Genomic DNA, 15,809 nt, shown 5'->3' with positions numbered 1-15,809 from the left:
TCTCTGCTGTTTGAAATTTGAATCGTGATCTCTCCTCTCGTCGTCCCGGGCTTGACCCGGGACCCATAACCACAGGCTTTGGTGATGTGCTCCGCTGCAACCACTTGCTCGCGCTACAACAGCTCCCTGTGGTTATGGGTCCCCGCCTTCGCGGGGACGACGCCGGTGCGAGGAGAATCGTAGGATGGGTAGAGCGCAGCGAAACCCATCATCTCGCGGCTTGCTCCATCTTGCGGCACGATCACCGCAGCACGATCCACGCCGGCGCGTGGTCGCTTGCCCCTTCCTCGCCTCTGATGTCGCGGTCGACGCCGGCTTTCGTCAGACGCGGCGCCAGCACAGGACTGAGCAGCAGATGATCGAGTCTCAGCCCCGCATCGCGCGGCCAGCGGTTGCGCTTGTAGTCCCAGAAGGTGAACATCGGCTTTGCCGGATGCAGCGTGCGGATCGCGTCGCACCAGCCCTGATCGACCAGCGCCTTGAAGGCGGCGCGGCTCTTCGGCTGGATCAGTGCGTCCTTGTCCCAGGAGCGCGTCGGATAGATGTCGAGCTCGGTCGGCGCGACGTTGTAGTCGCCGGCGAGCACGACCGGGACATCCTCTTTGAGAAGCTTCGCGGCATGCGCGCGCAATCGCCTGAACCAGGCAAGCTTGTAGTCGAATTTCGGCCCGGGCTGCGGATTGCCGTTCGGCAGATAGAGGCTGGTGACGACGACGCCCTTGATGGCGGCCTCGATATAGCGCGCCTCGTGATCGGTTCGATCGCCGGGCAGGGCGGTGCGGATCAACACCGGCTCGGCTTTTCGCGCGAGGATCGCAACGCCGTTCCAGGTCTTCTGCCCGCACCACACCGCGCCATAGCCGGCCTTCTCGATTGCGGCAGTCGGAAACTCGCTATCGCTTGCCTTCAGTTCCTGCAGGCTGACGACGTCGGGTTTTGCCGCGCGCAGCCAGTGCAAGAGGTTCGGCAGGCGGCGGTTGATGTTATTGATGTTGAAGGTCGCGATCTTCATGCGTCGAGACGACCGCGATCCATCCCGACCCGATCAGGTCGGCGCGTTGCCGGAGTCGGCGGGCGGGGGCGGCGGCTCCTCCGCGGGATTGCCGCCCTTGTAGATGCGCGCATAACGCGGTCCGAGGCTGGTCAGCACCTCATAGCCGATGGTGCCGAAATGATGCGCTGTTTCGTCGACCGTGATGCCTTCGCCGATCAGCGTGACCATGTGGCCGCGCCGCACGGCATTCTTGTCGAGTTCGGTGATGTCGACGGCGATCAGGTCCATCGAGATGCGGCCGGCGATCGGACAGCGCTTGCCGGCGACCACAACGTCGGCGCCGCGGGTGCCGTCGTTCGAGCTCGCGGCGCGGAAATAGCCGTCGGCATAGCCGACCGAGATGACCGCCAGTCGCGTCGGCCGCCGCGCGGTCCAGGTGCCGCCATAGCCGACGGTCTCGCCGCGATCGATGTGGCGGATCTGCACGATGCGGGCCTTGAGATCGACCACCGGCCGCATCGGGTTGTCGGCCTCGGGCGTCGGGTTGACGCCGTAGAGCGCCGCTCCGGGCCGCACCAGATCGAACTGGAATTGGGGGCTGAGGAAAATGCCGGAGGAATTCGCAAGCGACGCCGGCACGCCGGTGAACAGGCTCGCGATCTCGCGGAAGGCCGCAAGCTGCCTCGCATTGATCGGGTTGTTGAGCTGCTCGGCGGCGACGAGGTGGCTCATCACCAGCGTGATGCCGTGATCGCCGGCATTGATGCGCGGGATGATGCCCTGCGCCTCGTTGATTGTGAACCCGAGCCGGTTCATGCCGGTGTCGATGTGAATAGCGGCGCCGCCCGACCAGCCGGAGCGACGGCAGAACACGTCCCATTCGGCGAGTTCGTTGAGGTCGCCAATCACGGGCTGGCAGTCGAACTTGGCGTAGCTGTCGCCGGTGTTCTGGAAGAAGCCGCCGAGCGCATAGATGGTGGCGGACGGCACCGCCTCGCGCACGGCGCGCGCCTCTTCGATATTGGCGACGAAGAACGTCTTGCAGCCGGCGCCAGCCAATGCCCGCGAAACCTGCGCAGCGCCGCAGCCATAGCCGTCGGCCTTCACGACGGCGCCGCATTCGGCTGGAACCGCTGCTTTCTCGAGCCTGCGCCAGTTGGCGATGATGGCGCCGAGATCGACGGTCAGGACGCCGGTGGCGGTCGGAGGCACCGCGAGCTGGTTTGCGTCGGACGCAAGTTGCGCGCCCTGCGGGATCGATTTCGGATCGGAAGCGACGTTCATGGCGCCGTTTTACGCGGGCGGCAGCAATGGTTCAACCGCGCATCAATAAGAAGGCCGGTCCGGCACATGACCGTCATGGGCGAGGTCGCCGAACCGCGTCACGCTGGCTTCGAAGTGCAGCTCGACCGTGCCGGTCGGGCCGTGGCGCTGCTTGCCGATGATGACTTCGGCCTTGCCATGCGCGAGGCCCATGTCGGTCTGCCACTTCTCGTGTTCCGGTGTGCCCGGGCGAGGCTCTTTCATGGCGAGGTAATATTCCTCGCGGTAGACGAACATCACCACGTCGGCGTCCTGCTCGATCGAACCGGATTCACGCAAGTCGGCGAGTTGCGGACGCTTGTCGTCGCGGTTCTCCACCTGGCGCGACAGCTGCGACAGCGCGATGATGGGAACATTCAATTCCTTGGCCAGCGCCTTCAGGTTGGTCGTGATCTCCGTGATTTCCTGGACGCGGTTGTCGTTGCCGCGCTTGCCCGATCCCGACAGCAGCTGGATGTAGTCGATGACGATGAGGTCGAGGCCCTTCTGCCGCTTCAGCCGCCGCGCCCGCGCGGTCAGCTGGGAGATCGACAGGCCGCCGGTTTCGTCGACATAGAAGGGCAGGGACTGCAGCTCGATCGAGCATTCGCGGATCTTCTCGAAATCCATCTCGGTGATACCGCCGCGGCGGATGTGGCTCGATGGGATTCCGGTGCGCTCGGCGAGAATACGGGTGGCGAGCTGCTCGCCCGACATTTCGCAGGAGAAGAAGCCGACCGCGCCGCCGTGGATTGCCTTGATGCTGCCGTCAGCCTGCACCTCGCCCTCATAGGCCCTGGCGATGTTGTAGGCGATGTTGGTCGCGAGCGAGGTCTTGCCCATGCCGGGCCGGCCGGCGAGGATGATGAGGTCCGACGGCTGCAGGCCGCCCATCCTGGTGTCGAGATCGCGCAGGCCGGTGGAGATGCCGGACAGCTTGCCGTCGCGCTGGAACGCTTTCGCGGCCATGTCGACCGCAATCGTCAGCGCCTGGGCGAAGCGCTGGAAGCCGCCGTCATAGCGGCCGGTCTCGGCGAGTTCGTAAAGCTGCCGCTCGGCGTCCTCGATCTGGGCGCGCGGCGCGAAATCGACCGGCGCGTCGAATGCGACGTTGACCATGTCCTCGCCGATCCGGATCAGGTCGCGCCGCAGCGACAGGTCGTAGACGGTCCGGCCATAGTCCTGGGCGTTGATGATCGTGGTCGCCTCCGCGGCGAGGCGGGCAAGGTATTGGGCAACCGTCATGCCGCCGATGTCCGTATCCGCCGGCAGGAAGGTCTTCAGTGTCACCGGGGTGGCGACCTTGCCCATCCGGATCAGGCTACCGGCGGTCTCATAGATCGTCTGATGGAGCGGCTCGAAGAAGTGCTTCGGCTCGAGGAAATCCGAGACGCGGTAGAAGGCGTCGTTGTTGACCAGGATAGCGCCCAACAGCCCCTGTTCCGCTTCGATATTGTGCGGTGCGCTGCGATAGGCCGGTGCTCCCGGCTCGGGCGCGAGCTTCAGGACCTTCGAATCAGTTGCCATGGACGGAATTATTCTTCGAATTTCGCCGTTATTGGGATTCCCGGAGCAGGGGCGGCGATAAAGCGCTACCGCTGTCCGAAGCGGAAGTGCCCATGCGCCTTATTCACGATTCACACAAGCGAAGTGTGAATCACGTAGCAGCGGTGCACGATGCTTGACGGATTTCGGGAGCGGGCGGCGAGTCGTGGGGAATGTTTTTGGGCAGGCTGAACCTAATTCCGCCTGGACGAACCAACATCCAAGGGAACGGCGCGTGACCGGCCTGCTATCTCAGGTGAGGATGAGATAGGCGAACGCAACCAAAGCGGCGACGATGCCCGCAGCGATCAGGGCGTAGTCGGTTTTCAGGTCGCGCGGCGGATCGAACAAGGATCTGTACGTCTCGTGGGACATGGCGGAGGTCTAGCCCAAACCGCCCGTCCACCTTTGTGAACCAGTTCACATGGGAATGATTTTTGTTGCGGCAGAGCAGGCGGGAACGGACCAGAGGGTTTCGGGTTAGTTACAGCGATGAGCCAGCGATTTCATATCCGGCAATCGGAACAGGGCGACCGGCGGTGGCTGTCGATGCTGATCGACGCCATGGAGCAGGCATCGCGCCCGGAAATCCGCAATGTTCCCTGCGACAAGCAGGTGCTCGCCGCCGTCGAAGCGCAACTCGCGCGCCCGGCCGTGGCCTATCCCTGTTACGGCTCGTCCTTCAGCTTCCGCAACTGAGCCTACTCGCCCGCCAGTTGCAGCCGCGGCCGCGCACGCTGCTCGATGCCGCGCAGCTTGGCCTCTTCCTGGCCGATATAGTCGCGGGTGATCGGCACGACGCCCTGCCGCTTGGTGAGCTGGAGCTGGAAGTTCATCATGTTCTGCTTGCGGAACGACATTTCCGAAGCCGCCAGATAGAACTCCCACATCCGCGCAAAGCGTTCATCGTAGAGGCGGACGGCCTCTTCGCGCCGCGCCATGAAGCGCTCACGCCATGCCTTCAAAGTCTCGGCATAGTGCAGGCGGAGGATCTCCATGTCGCAGACCAGAAGCCCGGCCTTCTCGATCGCGGGCATGACTTCGGAAAGTGCCGGGATGTAGCCGCCGGGGAAGATGTATTTCTCGATCCAGGGGCTGGTGACGTCAGGCCCCGTGGACCGGCCGATCGAGTGCAGCACCATCACGCCGTCGTCGGTCAGCAACTCGGCGCAGCGGCGGAAAAAGGTCTCGTAGAAGTCGACACCGACATGTTCGAACATGCCGACCGAGATGATGCGGTCGAACGGGCCGGGGATGTCGCGATAGTCCTCGAGCAGGAAGCGCGCCGATTGCGAGAGGTTCTTCTCCGACGCCCGGGTGTTCGAAACCTGGAGCTGCTCGGTGGAGAGCGTGACGCCGGTGACGTCGGCACCAGTCATCTCGGCGAGGTAGAGGCCAAGCCCACCCCAGCCGGAACCGATATCGAGCACGCGCTGGCCCGGCCGCACCAGGAGCTTGGCGGCGAGATGGCGCTTCTTGGCGAGCTGGGCGTCGTCCAGCGTCGCATCCGGGGTCTCGAAATAGGCGCAGCTATATTGCTTGTCGGCGTCGAGGAAGAGGGAATAAAGCCGGCCATCTAGGTCATAGTGGTGAGCGACATTGCGCCTCGACCGTCCCCGCGGATTGAATTGCCAGATGTGCCTGCCGAGATAGCGCAGGAGCCATTGCGGCTTGGCCCAGCGCGGTAGCATGTCCGGCTGATCCATCAGGATCGCAAGCGCATCCACAATCGAGCCATTCTCGACGACGAACGTGCCGTCCATGTAGGACTCACCGAGACTGAGCTCGGGATCGAGCAACACCCACCGCTCCGCGGCTTCCGTCCGGAACCGCACCGAGACCGGCTGTCCGGCGCCGTCGCCGCAGGTGAACCTCGCCCCGCTTGCGGTCGTGACCGAAAGCGCGCCGTGGCGAACGAACTGCCCCAAGAAATAACGCAACAAACGGTCCATGGAACCACCACAGAGTGACCGGCCGTTACCCTGACGCGCAGTGGAACAGATGGTTCCAATGTGAGTCAACATCACTGTAGGAGTGATCGGGGGGAAGCGCTATTGCGTTGTAGTCAAAGCGGATATTCCCGAATGTGACAATTAAGTGGATGCGTCACAACTGCGCTTCCATTCGCCCGATATTCGGCTAAAAGGAGCCGCCGCTACCGGATCGAGCAGGGCCGGAGGGGTTTCCACGATCAGGAGAATGGGGATGGCGGGCCGAGCGCTCATTTTCGCGGCGGTGATTCTTGTTGTCGCCGGCCTTGCGGCGAACTCGGCGCATGCCCAGCCGACCAATCTGGAGGCCGGCAAGAGCCCCTCGCAGATCTTTGCCGGCACTTGCAGCGCCTGTCACAAGTCGGCGCGCGGCCTGCTCAAGAGCGTCAGCGCGTCGGCACTCCCAGGGTTCCTGCGCCAGCACTACACCACGAGCAGCGACATGGCCTCGCTGCTGGCGTCCTATCTCGTTTCCAACGGCGCGAGCGATACGCGATATCAGGGCCGGCAGGAACAGACCAAGCACGGCAAGGATGCGAAGCAGCAGGAAGCCGCGCGCCCGGCCAGCCCTCCGGAACCGGAGCGGCCCAGCCGCAGGTTCTTGTTTCCGTGGAGTTCGTCCGAGCCCACACCCGACGCGCAGCAGGCCGCCAAGCCTGACGTTGACGGCCTCAATCCACAAGGCGAGGGAAGGCGGCATGGTCGCAACGCCAAGCGGCAGCAGCCGAGCGAGGCGGCGCCTGACGCGGCCAGCCCGGAGCAGGGGGCCGAGCCCAAGCCGGCTGCCAAACAAAAGCTGGGCAAGCGCGGCAAGCCCAGCGAGGAGCCTGCCAGACAGGCCGAGCCAGCCGTGGAAGACAAGCCTGGTTCGGAAAGCAAGCCGGATACGGCCAAGGTCGAGTCGAAGGAGAACAGCGGCAGCGGGTCGGCACCGTTGCGGTCCGATCCTGTTCCAGCGGTAACGCCAGCGTCTCCGGCACCCGCTGCAGCTCCGAGCGCTCCGGAACCATCCGTAAGCCCGCCTGCGGCTCCTGCAGCTTCGCAGTGACGGTGTTGGGCCGGAGCTGTTGCAGCAGCACGGCCTGTTCCACGGCGGTGTCACGGCGTTCCTCGTCGACAACGCAACGACGATCGCGGCCGCGACCACGCGTGGCCAGACGGCGCTCACCGCCGAATACAAATTGAACCTGCTCTCGCCGGCATCCGGCAATCGCCTGATCTGCCGCGCGCGGGTGATCAAGCCGGGACGGCAGGTCGCCGTCGTCGCAGCCGACGTGTTCTGCGTGATTGACGGCAAAGAGAAACACACCGCGACCGCGCTCGCTTCCATTGCCATGCTGGATGAGAAGGCGGCAGCCCGAATCGAAAGCCCGGCCTGATCGAGGCCGGGCTTGATCTTGCGGTAGATGAGGAGGCTTATTTCTCCTCGGCAGCCGGCGCCGGCTCCACCGGCTCCTCCTGCTGCGCTTCCGGATCGAAGAACTCGCCGGCGGCGGCAAGCGCCTCGGCTGCGGCGTCCTGGTCTTCCTGGCGGCTCGAGATGTCCTCACCGCGCTTGATGCGCTCGGCTTCGTCCGCGCTGCGCGCGACGATGACGGTGATGCTGGTCTCGACCTCGGGGTGGACGGCGATCGTCACCTTCTGCTGGCCGATCACCTTGATCGGCGAGTCCAGCCATACCTGCGGCCGGTTGACGATGATGCCGTCGGTCGCCAGCGCCGCGACGATGTCGCGCACCGAAACCGAGCCGAATAGCTGACCGCTTTCGGAAGCCTGGCGAATGATCACGATCTCGCGGCCGTCGATCTTCTCGGCCACCTTGCCGGCTTCGGACTTGGCCTTGAGGTTGTTGGCCTCGAGTTCGGCCTTCATGCCTTCGTACTTGGCGCGGTTATCGGCGGTGGCGCGCAGCGCCTTGCCGCGCTTCAGGAGGAAGTTGCGCGCAAAGCCGTCGCGCACCTTCACGACTTCGCCCATCTGGCCGAGCTTGGCGACACGTTCCAAAAGAATGACTTCCATATTGCTTCTCCTTCAATCTTGGTTTGGGTTGATCGGTCGAGTTCAGGATGCAGGGAGCGGGGGCGGCCTGGTCCGCAGATAGCGCTGGCGCAATCCGAACAGCGCATCGGCTATTCCGAGCACCACCATCGCGATCACGGGCCAGGTGAAGATCACGACAACGACATAGGCGCAGCTCAGCCAGAACGGGCGGCTGTTGAGCGATTGCGTCACCGTGTGCAAGACGGCGAAACCGGTAAGCGCGTACGCCGCCATCAGGGCGGTGGTTATGACCTGTGCGAGGATAGCGAGCAGGCCGCTGGTGAAGCAGAAGGCGATGGCGACGCACGAAGCCACCAATGTCATCGCCGGCAGCGCAGTCGCCCGCAGGTCGGGCCACGGACGTCGCAGGCGGCCCGAGGTCGCCGTGATCAAGGTCGCCAGCCAGAGATTGATCGTCAGCGATATCATCGTGACGATGACCGCCGCGAGCGGTGCGACCGCCACCATCGCGTCGACGACGCGTTCCATGTCGGCGCTCGTCGTCACCATGCGCGAGTCCAGAACCCGCATCAGGCCGCGCTTCATGGCAGCCGCTATGGTGGCGGCGTCGGTCCCCAGCGTGAGCAGGGCCGCCATCGTGGTGAGCACGGCAAAGCCCGCGATCCAGAGCAGGATACGGCCGACCGGATACCATTCGAGATTGGCGGTCCCTGGCGCCGGCACGCCGCCCGGGTTCGGGTCCGCCATCGGGCGTCCCAACAGCGCGAGATACCCGAGCCACCAGGCCGGCAGCGCAACCATGATGACAAAGGTGATGCAATAGGGCAGGCCGAAGATCGCGCCGAGGCCCAGCGCGGCCGCAATCCCGCCAATACTTGCCGTAAGCGGACCCCAGCCGAGCCCCGCCATCATCAATGGCAGCGGCGCCAGCCAGAACAGCAACAGCGAGATCATCGCGCCCGAAATCATCGAGGCGAACATCAACGCCGACGCGCAGCCAGCAGCGATAGCAATGAACAACGTCGCGATCATCAGCTGTCCCGCTCCTTTCGAGCGGTTAGAGGTCCTGCCTGAGAACCCCAACCATCGGCGACCGGACGACCCGGAAGCCTTATGAGCAAATGGTCCGCAGCGCGCGAGGTGCTGCGGACCGGATTGATTAGCGAATCACGTAGGGCAAGAGGCCGAGGAAGCGCGCGCGCTTGATGGCGCGGGCGAGTTCACGCTGCTTCTTGGCGGAAACGGCCGTGATGCGGCTCGGCACGATCTTGCCGCGCTCGGAGACGTAACGCATCAGCAGCTTGGAATCCTTGTAGTCGATCTTCGGCGCATTCGGACCCGTGAACGGGCAGGACTTGCGGCGACGGAAAAACGGACGGCGGGCACCGGCTTCGGCCATGATTCTTACTCCTCGGTCGCAGCTTCTTCATCGCGCGGACGGCGCGGGCCACGGTCGCCGCGGAATCCACCGCCGTCGCGATCGCCACGGAAGCCGCCACCCTCGCGGTCGCCGCGGAAGCCGCCGCCGCGATCATCGCGCTCGCGGTCACGGTCAGCCTTGCGCATCATCGCCGACGGGCCTTCCTCAAGTTCCTCGACGCGGACGGTGAGATAGCGGATGACGTCTTCGCTGATCCGCTCCTGACGCTCGATCTCGCTGATCGCGGAAGACGGCGCGTCGACGTTCATCAGCACGAAATGCGCCTTGCGATTCTTGTTCATGCGGTAGGTGAGGGAGCGCACGCCCCAATTCTCGGTCTTGGTGACCTTGCCGCCGGCCTGTTCGACGATGCCGGTCATCTGCGCTGTCAGTTCGTCAACCTGCTGGGTGCTCGCGTCTTGGCGCGCGAGAAAAACATGCTCGTAAAGAGGCATGGATGTCCTTTCTAAAGTTGGCGCGGTTCCCGGCGACAAGCCCTTCGAGACCTTCGGAAAGGACTCGATGTTGCTCAGAAGGCGGAAGCACGGGACGACGGGCCGACTGGCCCTGCCACATCAAAATCAACGAATGAAATTGCTGAGACCGTCCGTTCAGCTCCCGGCCGGGACCCACGGATGGCGGGCTTTATAAGGATTTTGCGGGCCTTGGCAAGATTGCCGGCCAAGTTTTTGCCCGTGGTAGCGGGCCTATCTGCACCGGATCCGTTCGTCCAGCTCGGTCTTGATTTATTTGTTTGTATATCATACAAATAAGTCGAGGAGGCATCTAATGGCAGCCAAAGCTGCGTCCGAATCGCCAGCCGGCGATCCCAAACATGCCGTTCGCGCCACACGTGCGGCCGGGCGCAAGATGCGTTCGCTGCTGCTCGACGCCGCAAGCCGCCTGTTTAGGGAACAGGGGCTGGCCGGCGCTTCGATCACCGATATCGCTGCGGCCGCGGACGCCTTTCCGAGCCAGATCACCTACTATTTCCGCACCAAGGAGGCGCTCTTCGTCGAGGCTGCCTGCCGCGACATGCTCTATGTCGCGCGTGCCGCGGAAGAGGCTGCGCTGCGGGCGGAGACGCCGCAGGACTACACGCGTGCACTGGTCGAGACGGTGACGGCAACCGATTCGGTTGCCTTCTTTGCGGAGGCGCTGACCCTGACACGGCGCCGCCAGGATCTCGCACCGCTGGTGGAGCGGACCATCGAGCGGCTGCACAGCGAAGGGCTGCGCGCCTATGCGGGGCAGATCGAACGGCACGGCTGGCGCACGCTGCGCGATCCGGCCGCGACCTCGCGGCGGTTCTGGGCGCTTGCGATCGGTGTCATCCTCGAAGGCTATGCGATGGGTCGCTCGGCGGAGGAGCTGTGCAGCGAAATGCTGCGCGTGCTCGGCGAGCAGGCCACCGCCATATCCAGCGGCGACAACCGGCGCCTGCGTCTGGTCGGCGATCCCAGCACATCCACTTCCACCTCACGCGACGAGGAGGCTTCGTCATGACCGCGCTTCGCATCCGCGCCCGCGACTTCCTGACCGAGGATCAATTGATCGCCGTGCGCCAGCGCTCGACCTTAAAGGGCGTCGCACTGATCGCACATGCCTGGGCGCTGATATCAGGCGCGATCGCGTTGGTGGCGTGGTGGCCGAATCCGCTGACATATCTCCTCGCTGTCGCGATCATCGGCTCGCGCCAGCTCGGGCTCGCGATCCTGATGCACGACGGCGCGCATGGATGCCTTTCCGCGGACGAGAAGACCAATCTGACATTGAGCCAATGGTTCTGCGCCTATCCGATCTTTGCGGAGACGCGGGCCTATCGCCGCTATCACTTGCAGCATCACGCGCGGACGCAGCAGGAGGATGATCCGGATCTCGTGCTGTCGGCGCCGTTTCCGATCACCAGGATGAGCTACCGGCGCAAGTTCATTCGCGACATCACCGGCCAGACCGGCTATCAGCAGCGCAAGGCGCAACTGCTCAATGCGCTCGGGCCGAAGCAGTGGCCATGGCGGCAGCGCGGCGCGCATTTCTGGGAGAAGCTCGGGCCGCAATTCATCGTCAACGGCCTTCTGTTCGCAGCGCTCGCGGCCGCCGGCGTGTGGTGGGCCTATCCACTGCTGTGGCTGGTTCCGCTGCTCACCTGGATGATGGTGATCACGCGCATCCGCAACATCGCCGAGCACGCCGTCGTTCCTGACAGCCACGATCCCCTGCGCAACACCCGCACCACGCATGCCAGCTTCCTCGAGCGGCTGTTCATCGCCCCCTATTACGTGAATTATCACCTCGAGCATCACCTGCTGTTCTACGTCCCGTGCTACAACCTGCCGCGGGTTCACCGCATTCTCAGCGAAAGCCGGCACGCCGGCCAAATGGAGGTGCAGCCGGGCTATCTCGCGGTGCTGAGGCTGGCGACCGCGAAGCCGGACCAAGAGGATCGGCCGGGGCAATTGGCGAGCAACGCACGCCGGGCGAGGGCCGGTGGGGAAGTCGGCGCGGACCAGAGGGCCGGCGGGTTCTAGGGGGAAGTCCCCATTTCAATGCCGCACCGCGGCTTGACATCCCGGCCCCGGACGGTGTCTTACGCGCCCGTCCAGAGCATGATCCGGAAGGAGCGGAAGCCGCCTTTCCCGGAAATCATGCCCAAACAGCTTGGGAGCGCCATGACGGCAGCATTCACTTTTCCGGGGCAGGGGTCGCAGGCCGTCGGCATGGGCAAGGCCCTCGCCGAAGCCTTTCCGGTGGCCCGGGCGGTGTTCGACGAGGTTGACGCCGCGCTGGGAGAGAAGCTGACCGGGATCATCTGGGACGGTCCGGCCGAAACCCTGCAGCTCACCGAGAATGCCCAGCCGGCGCTGATGGCGGTCTCGATCGCGACGCTGCGGGTGCTGGAGAATGAGGCCGGCTTCTCGGTTGGTCGCGACGCGGCCTATGTCGCGGGCCATTCGCTCGGCGAGTACTCGGCACTGGCCGCCGCCGGCAGCCTCAGCGTCAGCGATACCGCGCGCCTGTTGCGCACTCGCGGCCTTGCGATGCAGAAGGCGGTGCCCGTCGGCGTCGGCGCCATGGCCGCGCTGCTCGGCCTCGACTATGAGGCGGCGATGGCGGTCGCCGAGGAAGCCGCCCAGGGCCAAGTGTGCCAGGCGGCCAATGACAATGGCGGCGGACAGGTCGTGGTTTCCGGCGACAAGGCAGCCGTCGATCGCGCGGTCGAGATCGCCAAAGGCAAGGGCGCCAAGCGGGCGATGCTGCTGCCGGTGTCGGCTCCGTTCCATTGCAAGTTGATGCAGCCGGCGGCCGACGCCATGGCCGAGGCGTTATCCGGCGTCACCATCAAGGCGCCGACCGCCCCGCTGGTCTCGAACGTGCTGGCGAGCGCCATCACCGATCCCGACGAGATCCGCCGCCGGCTGATCGAACAGGTCACCGGCACGGTGCGCTGGCGCGAGTCGGTCGCCTATATGGCAGGCAAGGGCGTGACACGCTTCTTCGAGATCGGCGCCGGCAAGGTCCTGACCGGACTGGTCAAGCGCATCGCCGATGGCGCGGTAGGAGTTTCCGTCGGCGGTCCCGGTGATATCGCGGCCGCCAAGGATGCATTGGCCGCTTCGGCCTGAAGCATGATCGGGAAATAGTGAGTGCCGGTTTTCCCCTCGCGACAAACGCGATGCGTTTACGCGGAGATCATGCTCTAAGAGAGCCGAGAGGAGATAGTAATGTTTGATTTGACGGGCAGGACCGCGCTGGTCACCGGCGCAACCGGTGGCATTGGCGGCGCGATCGCGCAGGCGCTGCACGCGCAGGGCGCAACCGTTGCGATCTCGGGCACGCGGCGCGAGGTGCTGGATGCGTTTGCGGCCAAGCTCGGCGAGCGTGTTCACGTCCTGCCGTGCAATCTCTCCAACACTGCCGAAGTCGAAGCATTGGTGCCCGCGGCGGAGACCGCGATGGGACAGGTCGACATCCTCGTCGCCAATGCCGGAATCACGCGCGACAATCTGTTCGTGCAGTTGCGCGACGAGGATTGGGACGAGGTGATCGCGATCAACCTGACGGCGACCTTCCGCCTTGCGCGCGCCGCCACCAAATTGATGATGCGCAAGCGCTTCGGCCGCATCATCGCCATCACCTCGATCGTCGGCGTCACCGGCAATCCCGGACAGGCCAACTACACCGCGTCGAAGGCCGGTATCATCGGCCTGATCAAGACGCTGGGCGCCGAATATGCCAAGCGTGGCGTGACCGCCAATTGCATTGCGCCGGGCTTCATCAAGACGCCGATGACGGATGCGCTGAACGACAAGCAGCGCGAGGCCATCCTGGCAAAGGTTCCTGCGGCGCGACTCGGAACGTCCGAAGACATCGCCGCCGCAGCCGTCTACCTTGCTTCCAATGAGGCCGCCTACGTGACCGGACAGACGATTCACGTCAATGGCGGAATGGCCATGTTTTGAGCGGGTTACCGGAGCGTTTTTGCGTGGCGGAATGCCCTACCGGCGACCGGGCGGGGCTTATAGTCAAGACTAGGGAATTATGATAACCGAACCAGCCGCGGATGGGCAAAGAACGCCATTGCAGGATGTTGAAACCCTGTATATTGGCGTGGCGACGCCTGCCGTTCGCCGGGACTTAGTCGGCCACGACCGCCGAATCAAGACTATGCGCGACAGCTCAGGAAAACTACACGACCACGATGGCTCGTATCGTCTGGGGGTCGGGTCCAATGGAACAAGCACGAGGGTGAACGATGAGTGAGATTGGCGAGCGGGTAAAGAAGATTGTAGTCGAGCACCTTGGCGTTGAGCCGGAGAAGGTGGTCGACAGCGCAAGTTTCATCGATGACCTCGGCGCAGACAGTCTCGACACCGTCGAGCTCGTGATGGCATTCGAAGAAGAATTTGGTTGCGAGATTCCCGACGACGCCGCGGAGACGATCCTGACGGTCGGGGACGCGACCAAGTTTCTCGAGAAGAACGCGAAAAGCTGACGCCCTTCGCGGTGCCGACGAAGCCGGACGGACCGTTGTCAGGCGGTCCCCCGGTTTCTTGTTATTGACCGCGCATTTCAGGACGGAGTTCTTGACATGAGACGTGTTGTCGTCACGGGGCTGGGCATGGTTACACCACTCGGCTGTGGCGTCGACACCAGTTGGGCACGTATCCTTGAGGGCCGCAGTGGGGCGCGCAGGATCGAGACCTTCGATGTCTCTGATCTGCCGAGCCAGGTTGCCTGCGTGGTGCCGCGCGGCGATGGCAGCGAGGGCACCTTCAATCCCGATCAGTGGATGGAGCCGAAGGACCAGCGCAAGGTCGATGACTTCATCATCTTCGCGATGTGCGCGGCCAAGCAGGCGCTCGACGATGCCGGCTGGCATCCGGAGAGCGAAGAGGACAAGTGCGCGACCGGCACCTTGATCGGCTCCGGCATCGGCGGCCTCTCGGGCATCGCCGACACGGCGGTGCTGCTCAAGGAACGCGGTCCGCGCAAGGTGTCGCCGTTCTTCATTCCGGGCCGGCTGATCAATCTGGCGTCGGGATATGTCTCGATTGAGCACGGCCTGAAGGGGCCGAACCATGCGGTCGTGACCGCCTGCTCGACGGGCGCGCATGCGATCGGCGACGCTGCTCGGCTGATCGCGCTCGGGGATGCCGAGGTGATGGTGGCCGGCGGTGCCGAATCGCCGATTTGCCGCATCGGCATGGCCGGCTTCTGCGCGGCGCGCGCGCTGTCCACCGGTTTCAACGAGACGCCGATCAAGGCGTCCCGTCCTTACGACAAGGACCGCGACGGCTTCGTGATGGGCGAGGGCGCCGGCATCGTCGTGCTTGAGGAATATGAGCACGCGAAAAACCGCGGCGCGAGGATCTATGCGGAGGTCGTCGGCTACGGACTCTCGGGCGACGCCTATCACATCACCTCGCCGTCGCCGGACGGAGACGGCGGCTTCCGCAGCATGTCGGCGGCATTGAAGCGTGCCGGCATGACGCCGTCCGATATCGACTACATCAACGCCCACGGCACCTCGACGCTGGTTGGCGACGAGATCGAACTCGGCGCGGTCGAGCGGCTGCTCGGCAATGCGGCGTCGAAAGTCTCGATGTCGTCGACGAAGTCGTCGACCGGACATCTGCTCGGCGCCGCCGGCGCGATCGAGGCGATCTTCAGCATCCTGGCGATTCGCGACAACATCGCCCCGCCGACGATCAATCTCGACAATCCGTCAGTGGAGACGGCGATCGATCTCGTGCCGCACACGCCGCGCAAGCGCGAGATCAATGTGGCGTTGTCCAACTCGTTCGGCTTCGGAGGCACTAACGCTTCCGTGATCCTGCAGCGTGTTATCAACTAGATCATGATCCGATTGATCGAATCGGATCATGATCTGACCTCTTTGTTTGGGCATGATGTCAGCACAAACGCTGCGCGTTTATCGCGAGGGAAAACCGGTTTCCACTTTTCCGGGTCATGTCCCAGCAGGCGGATTGGAGCCAGTTCACCGTTTTGCCGCAATCGCCGATGACTTCTAGGCGCGGGCGCATACTCGTATAGA

Annotated in this window: 17 protein-coding genes and 1 pseudogene; 9 read left to right on the top strand and 9 right to left on the bottom strand. The window is 64.2% G+C overall.

Annotation, left to right across the window (positions count from 1 at the left end; all coding sequences use genetic code 11):
• Nucleotides 1-241: 241 nt before the first annotated feature.
• The 4 genes from ACZXDY_RS14855 to ACZXDY_RS14840 form a co-directional block, all read right to left on the bottom strand.
• Nucleotides 242-1,012, bottom strand: coding sequence for an exodeoxyribonuclease III (locus ACZXDY_RS14855; protein WP_464345998.1), 771 nt, complete (start codon nucleotides 1,010-1,012; stop codon nucleotides 242-244).
• Between the two features lie 33 nt (nucleotides 1,013-1,045).
• Entirely contained in the window at nucleotides 1,046-2,278 is a 1,233-nt protein-coding gene (gene alr / locus ACZXDY_RS14850; RefSeq protein ID WP_464345997.1) for an alanine racemase, read from the bottom strand.
• A 42-nt stretch (nucleotides 2,279-2,320) separates the two neighbouring features.
• Nucleotides 2,321-3,823 carry a replicative DNA helicase gene (locus tag ACZXDY_RS14845; RefSeq protein WP_028165050.1) on the bottom strand — a complete coding sequence of 501 codons (1,503 nt, stop codon included), beginning with the start codon at nucleotides 3,821-3,823 and terminating at the stop codon, nucleotides 2,321-2,323.
• A gap of 270 nt (nucleotides 3,824-4,093) precedes the next feature.
• Nucleotides 4,094-4,216, bottom strand: coding sequence for a hypothetical protein (locus ACZXDY_RS14840; protein ID WP_283807015.1), 123 nt, complete (start codon nucleotides 4,214-4,216; stop codon nucleotides 4,094-4,096).
• A gap of 174 nt (nucleotides 4,217-4,390) precedes the next feature.
• On the opposite strand from ACZXDY_RS14840, the gene ACZXDY_RS14835 reads away from it, so the two are divergent.
• Nucleotides 4,391-4,540, top strand: a complete 150-nt coding sequence (locus ACZXDY_RS14835; RefSeq protein WP_464345996.1) for a hypothetical protein — start codon at nucleotides 4,391-4,393, stop codon at nucleotides 4,538-4,540.
• A 2-nt stretch (nucleotides 4,541-4,542) separates the two neighbouring features.
• On the opposite strand, the gene ACZXDY_RS14830 is transcribed toward ACZXDY_RS14835, so the two are convergent.
• Nucleotides 4,543-5,793 (bottom strand): class I SAM-dependent methyltransferase, encoded by a 1,251-nt coding sequence (locus ACZXDY_RS14830; protein WP_464345995.1) that lies wholly within the window; start codon nucleotides 5,791-5,793, stop codon nucleotides 4,543-4,545.
• A 253-nt stretch (nucleotides 5,794-6,046) separates the two neighbouring features.
• Between ACZXDY_RS14830 and ACZXDY_RS14825 the strand changes: the two genes are divergently transcribed.
• Both ACZXDY_RS14825 and ACZXDY_RS14820 read left to right on the top strand, forming a co-directional pair.
• A complete protein-coding gene (locus tag ACZXDY_RS14825; RefSeq protein WP_464345994.1) occupies nucleotides 6,047-6,880 on the top strand; it encodes a hypothetical protein in 834 nt (277 codons plus the stop codon).
• 10 nt (nucleotides 6,881-6,890) lie between these two features.
• Nucleotides 6,891-7,211: pseudogene (locus tag ACZXDY_RS14820) on the top strand (PaaI family thioesterase); the annotation flags it as partial.
• Nucleotides 7,212-7,248: 37 nt separating this feature from the next.
• Here the strand turns inward: ACZXDY_RS14820 and rplI are convergent.
• From rplI to rpsF, 4 genes are all read right to left on the bottom strand, one after another.
• Nucleotides 7,249-7,851 (bottom strand): 50S ribosomal protein L9, encoded by a 603-nt coding sequence (gene rplI, locus ACZXDY_RS14815; RefSeq protein WP_028165052.1) that lies wholly within the window; start codon nucleotides 7,849-7,851, stop codon nucleotides 7,249-7,251.
• A gap of 42 nt (nucleotides 7,852-7,893) precedes the next feature.
• The gene (locus ACZXDY_RS14810) at nucleotides 7,894-8,865 is read right to left on the bottom strand and encodes a DUF2232 domain-containing protein (RefSeq protein ID WP_464345993.1); all 972 of its coding nucleotides are present in this window, start codon (nucleotides 8,863-8,865) and stop codon (nucleotides 7,894-7,896) included.
• Between the two features lie 127 nt (nucleotides 8,866-8,992).
• Nucleotides 8,993-9,232: a 30S ribosomal protein S18 gene (gene rpsR, locus ACZXDY_RS14805; RefSeq protein ID WP_027583809.1), complete on the bottom strand. Its 240-nt coding sequence runs from the start codon at nucleotides 9,230-9,232 to the stop codon at nucleotides 8,993-8,995.
• Between the two features lie 5 nt (nucleotides 9,233-9,237).
• On the bottom strand, nucleotides 9,238-9,708 hold the full coding sequence (gene rpsF, locus ACZXDY_RS14800) for a 30S ribosomal protein S6 (protein ID WP_028165054.1): 471 nt from the start codon (nucleotides 9,706-9,708) through the stop codon (nucleotides 9,238-9,240).
• A gap of 334 nt (nucleotides 9,709-10,042) precedes the next feature.
• On the opposite strand from rpsF, the gene ACZXDY_RS14795 reads away from it, so the two are divergent.
• The 6 genes from ACZXDY_RS14795 to fabF all read left to right on the top strand — a co-directional run bounded on the left by ACZXDY_RS14795 (nucleotide 10,043) and on the right by fabF (nucleotide 15,608).
• On the top strand, nucleotides 10,043-10,759 hold the full coding sequence (locus tag ACZXDY_RS14795; protein WP_464345992.1) for a TetR/AcrR family transcriptional regulator C-terminal domain-containing protein: 717 nt from the start codon (nucleotides 10,043-10,045) through the stop codon (nucleotides 10,757-10,759).
• Entirely contained in the window at nucleotides 10,756-11,781 is a 1,026-nt protein-coding gene (locus ACZXDY_RS14790) for a fatty acid desaturase family protein (RefSeq protein WP_464345991.1), read from the top strand. The genes ACZXDY_RS14795 and ACZXDY_RS14790 overlap by 4 nt, the downstream gene beginning before the upstream one ends.
• A 141-nt stretch (nucleotides 11,782-11,922) precedes the next feature.
• Complete coding sequence (gene fabD, locus ACZXDY_RS14785; protein ID WP_464345990.1) at nucleotides 11,923-12,876, top strand: ACP S-malonyltransferase; 954 nt, start codon at nucleotides 11,923-11,925, stop codon at nucleotides 12,874-12,876.
• A gap of 99 nt (nucleotides 12,877-12,975) precedes the next feature.
• Nucleotides 12,976-13,713 (top strand): 3-oxoacyl-[acyl-carrier-protein] reductase, encoded by a 738-nt coding sequence (gene fabG, locus ACZXDY_RS14780; protein WP_028165058.1) that lies wholly within the window; start codon nucleotides 12,976-12,978, stop codon nucleotides 13,711-13,713.
• Nucleotides 13,714-14,006: 293 nt separating this feature from the next.
• Complete coding sequence (locus ACZXDY_RS14775; protein ID WP_002716125.1) at nucleotides 14,007-14,246, top strand: acyl carrier protein; 240 nt, start codon at nucleotides 14,007-14,009, stop codon at nucleotides 14,244-14,246.
• Nucleotides 14,247-14,342: 96 nt separating this feature from the next.
• Complete coding sequence (gene fabF / locus ACZXDY_RS14770; protein WP_130231544.1) at nucleotides 14,343-15,608, top strand: beta-ketoacyl-ACP synthase II; 1,266 nt, start codon at nucleotides 14,343-14,345, stop codon at nucleotides 15,606-15,608.
• Nucleotides 15,609-15,809: the final 201 nt, after the last annotated feature.

This window comes from Bradyrhizobium sp. LeoB3, assembly GCF_055456055.1.
This window is presented reverse-complemented; position numbering and strand designations above follow the sequence as displayed.

What these genes read in the sequence shown, in the direction of transcription:
- ACZXDY_RS14855 (WP_464345998.1), bottom strand. Translation starts at nt 1,012, where the DNA reads ATGAAGATCGCGACCTTCAACATCAATAACATCAACCGCCGCCTGCCG.
- alr (WP_464345997.1), bottom strand. Translation starts at nt 2,278, where the DNA reads ATGAACGTCGCTTCCGATCCGAAATCGATCCCGCAGGGCGCGCAACTT.
- ACZXDY_RS14845 (WP_028165050.1), bottom strand. Translation starts at nt 3,823, where the DNA reads ATGGCAACTGATTCGAAGGTCCTGAAGCTCGCGCCCGAGCCGGGAGCA.
- ACZXDY_RS14840 (WP_283807015.1), bottom strand. Translation starts at nt 4,216, where the DNA reads ATGTCCCACGAGACGTACAGATCCTTGTTCGATCCGCCGCGCGACCTG.
- ACZXDY_RS14835 (WP_464345996.1), top strand. Translation starts at nt 4,391, where the DNA reads ATGCTGATCGACGCCATGGAGCAGGCATCGCGCCCGGAAATCCGCAAT.
- ACZXDY_RS14830 (WP_464345995.1), bottom strand. Translation starts at nt 5,793, where the DNA reads ATGGACCGTTTGTTGCGTTATTTCTTGGGGCAGTTCGTTCGCCACGGC.
- ACZXDY_RS14825 (WP_464345994.1), top strand. Translation starts at nt 6,047, where the DNA reads ATGGCGGGCCGAGCGCTCATTTTCGCGGCGGTGATTCTTGTTGTCGCC.
- rplI (WP_028165052.1), bottom strand. Translation starts at nt 7,851, where the DNA reads ATGGAAGTCATTCTTTTGGAACGTGTCGCCAAGCTCGGCCAGATGGGC.
- ACZXDY_RS14810 (WP_464345993.1), bottom strand. Translation starts at nt 8,865, where the DNA reads ATGATCGCGACGTTGTTCATTGCTATCGCTGCTGGCTGCGCGTCGGCG.
- rpsR (WP_027583809.1), bottom strand. Translation starts at nt 9,232, where the DNA reads ATGGCCGAAGCCGGTGCCCGCCGTCCGTTTTTCCGTCGCCGCAAGTCC.
- rpsF (WP_028165054.1), bottom strand. Translation starts at nt 9,708, where the DNA reads ATGCCTCTTTACGAGCATGTTTTTCTCGCGCGCCAAGACGCGAGCACC.
- ACZXDY_RS14795 (WP_464345992.1), top strand. Translation starts at nt 10,043, where the DNA reads ATGGCAGCCAAAGCTGCGTCCGAATCGCCAGCCGGCGATCCCAAACAT.
- ACZXDY_RS14790 (WP_464345991.1), top strand. Translation starts at nt 10,756, where the DNA reads ATGACCGCGCTTCGCATCCGCGCCCGCGACTTCCTGACCGAGGATCAA.
- fabD (WP_464345990.1), top strand. Translation starts at nt 11,923, where the DNA reads ATGACGGCAGCATTCACTTTTCCGGGGCAGGGGTCGCAGGCCGTCGGC.
- fabG (WP_028165058.1), top strand. Translation starts at nt 12,976, where the DNA reads ATGTTTGATTTGACGGGCAGGACCGCGCTGGTCACCGGCGCAACCGGT.
- ACZXDY_RS14775 (WP_002716125.1), top strand. Translation starts at nt 14,007, where the DNA reads ATGAGTGAGATTGGCGAGCGGGTAAAGAAGATTGTAGTCGAGCACCTT.
- fabF (WP_130231544.1), top strand. Translation starts at nt 14,343, where the DNA reads ATGAGACGTGTTGTCGTCACGGGGCTGGGCATGGTTACACCACTCGGC.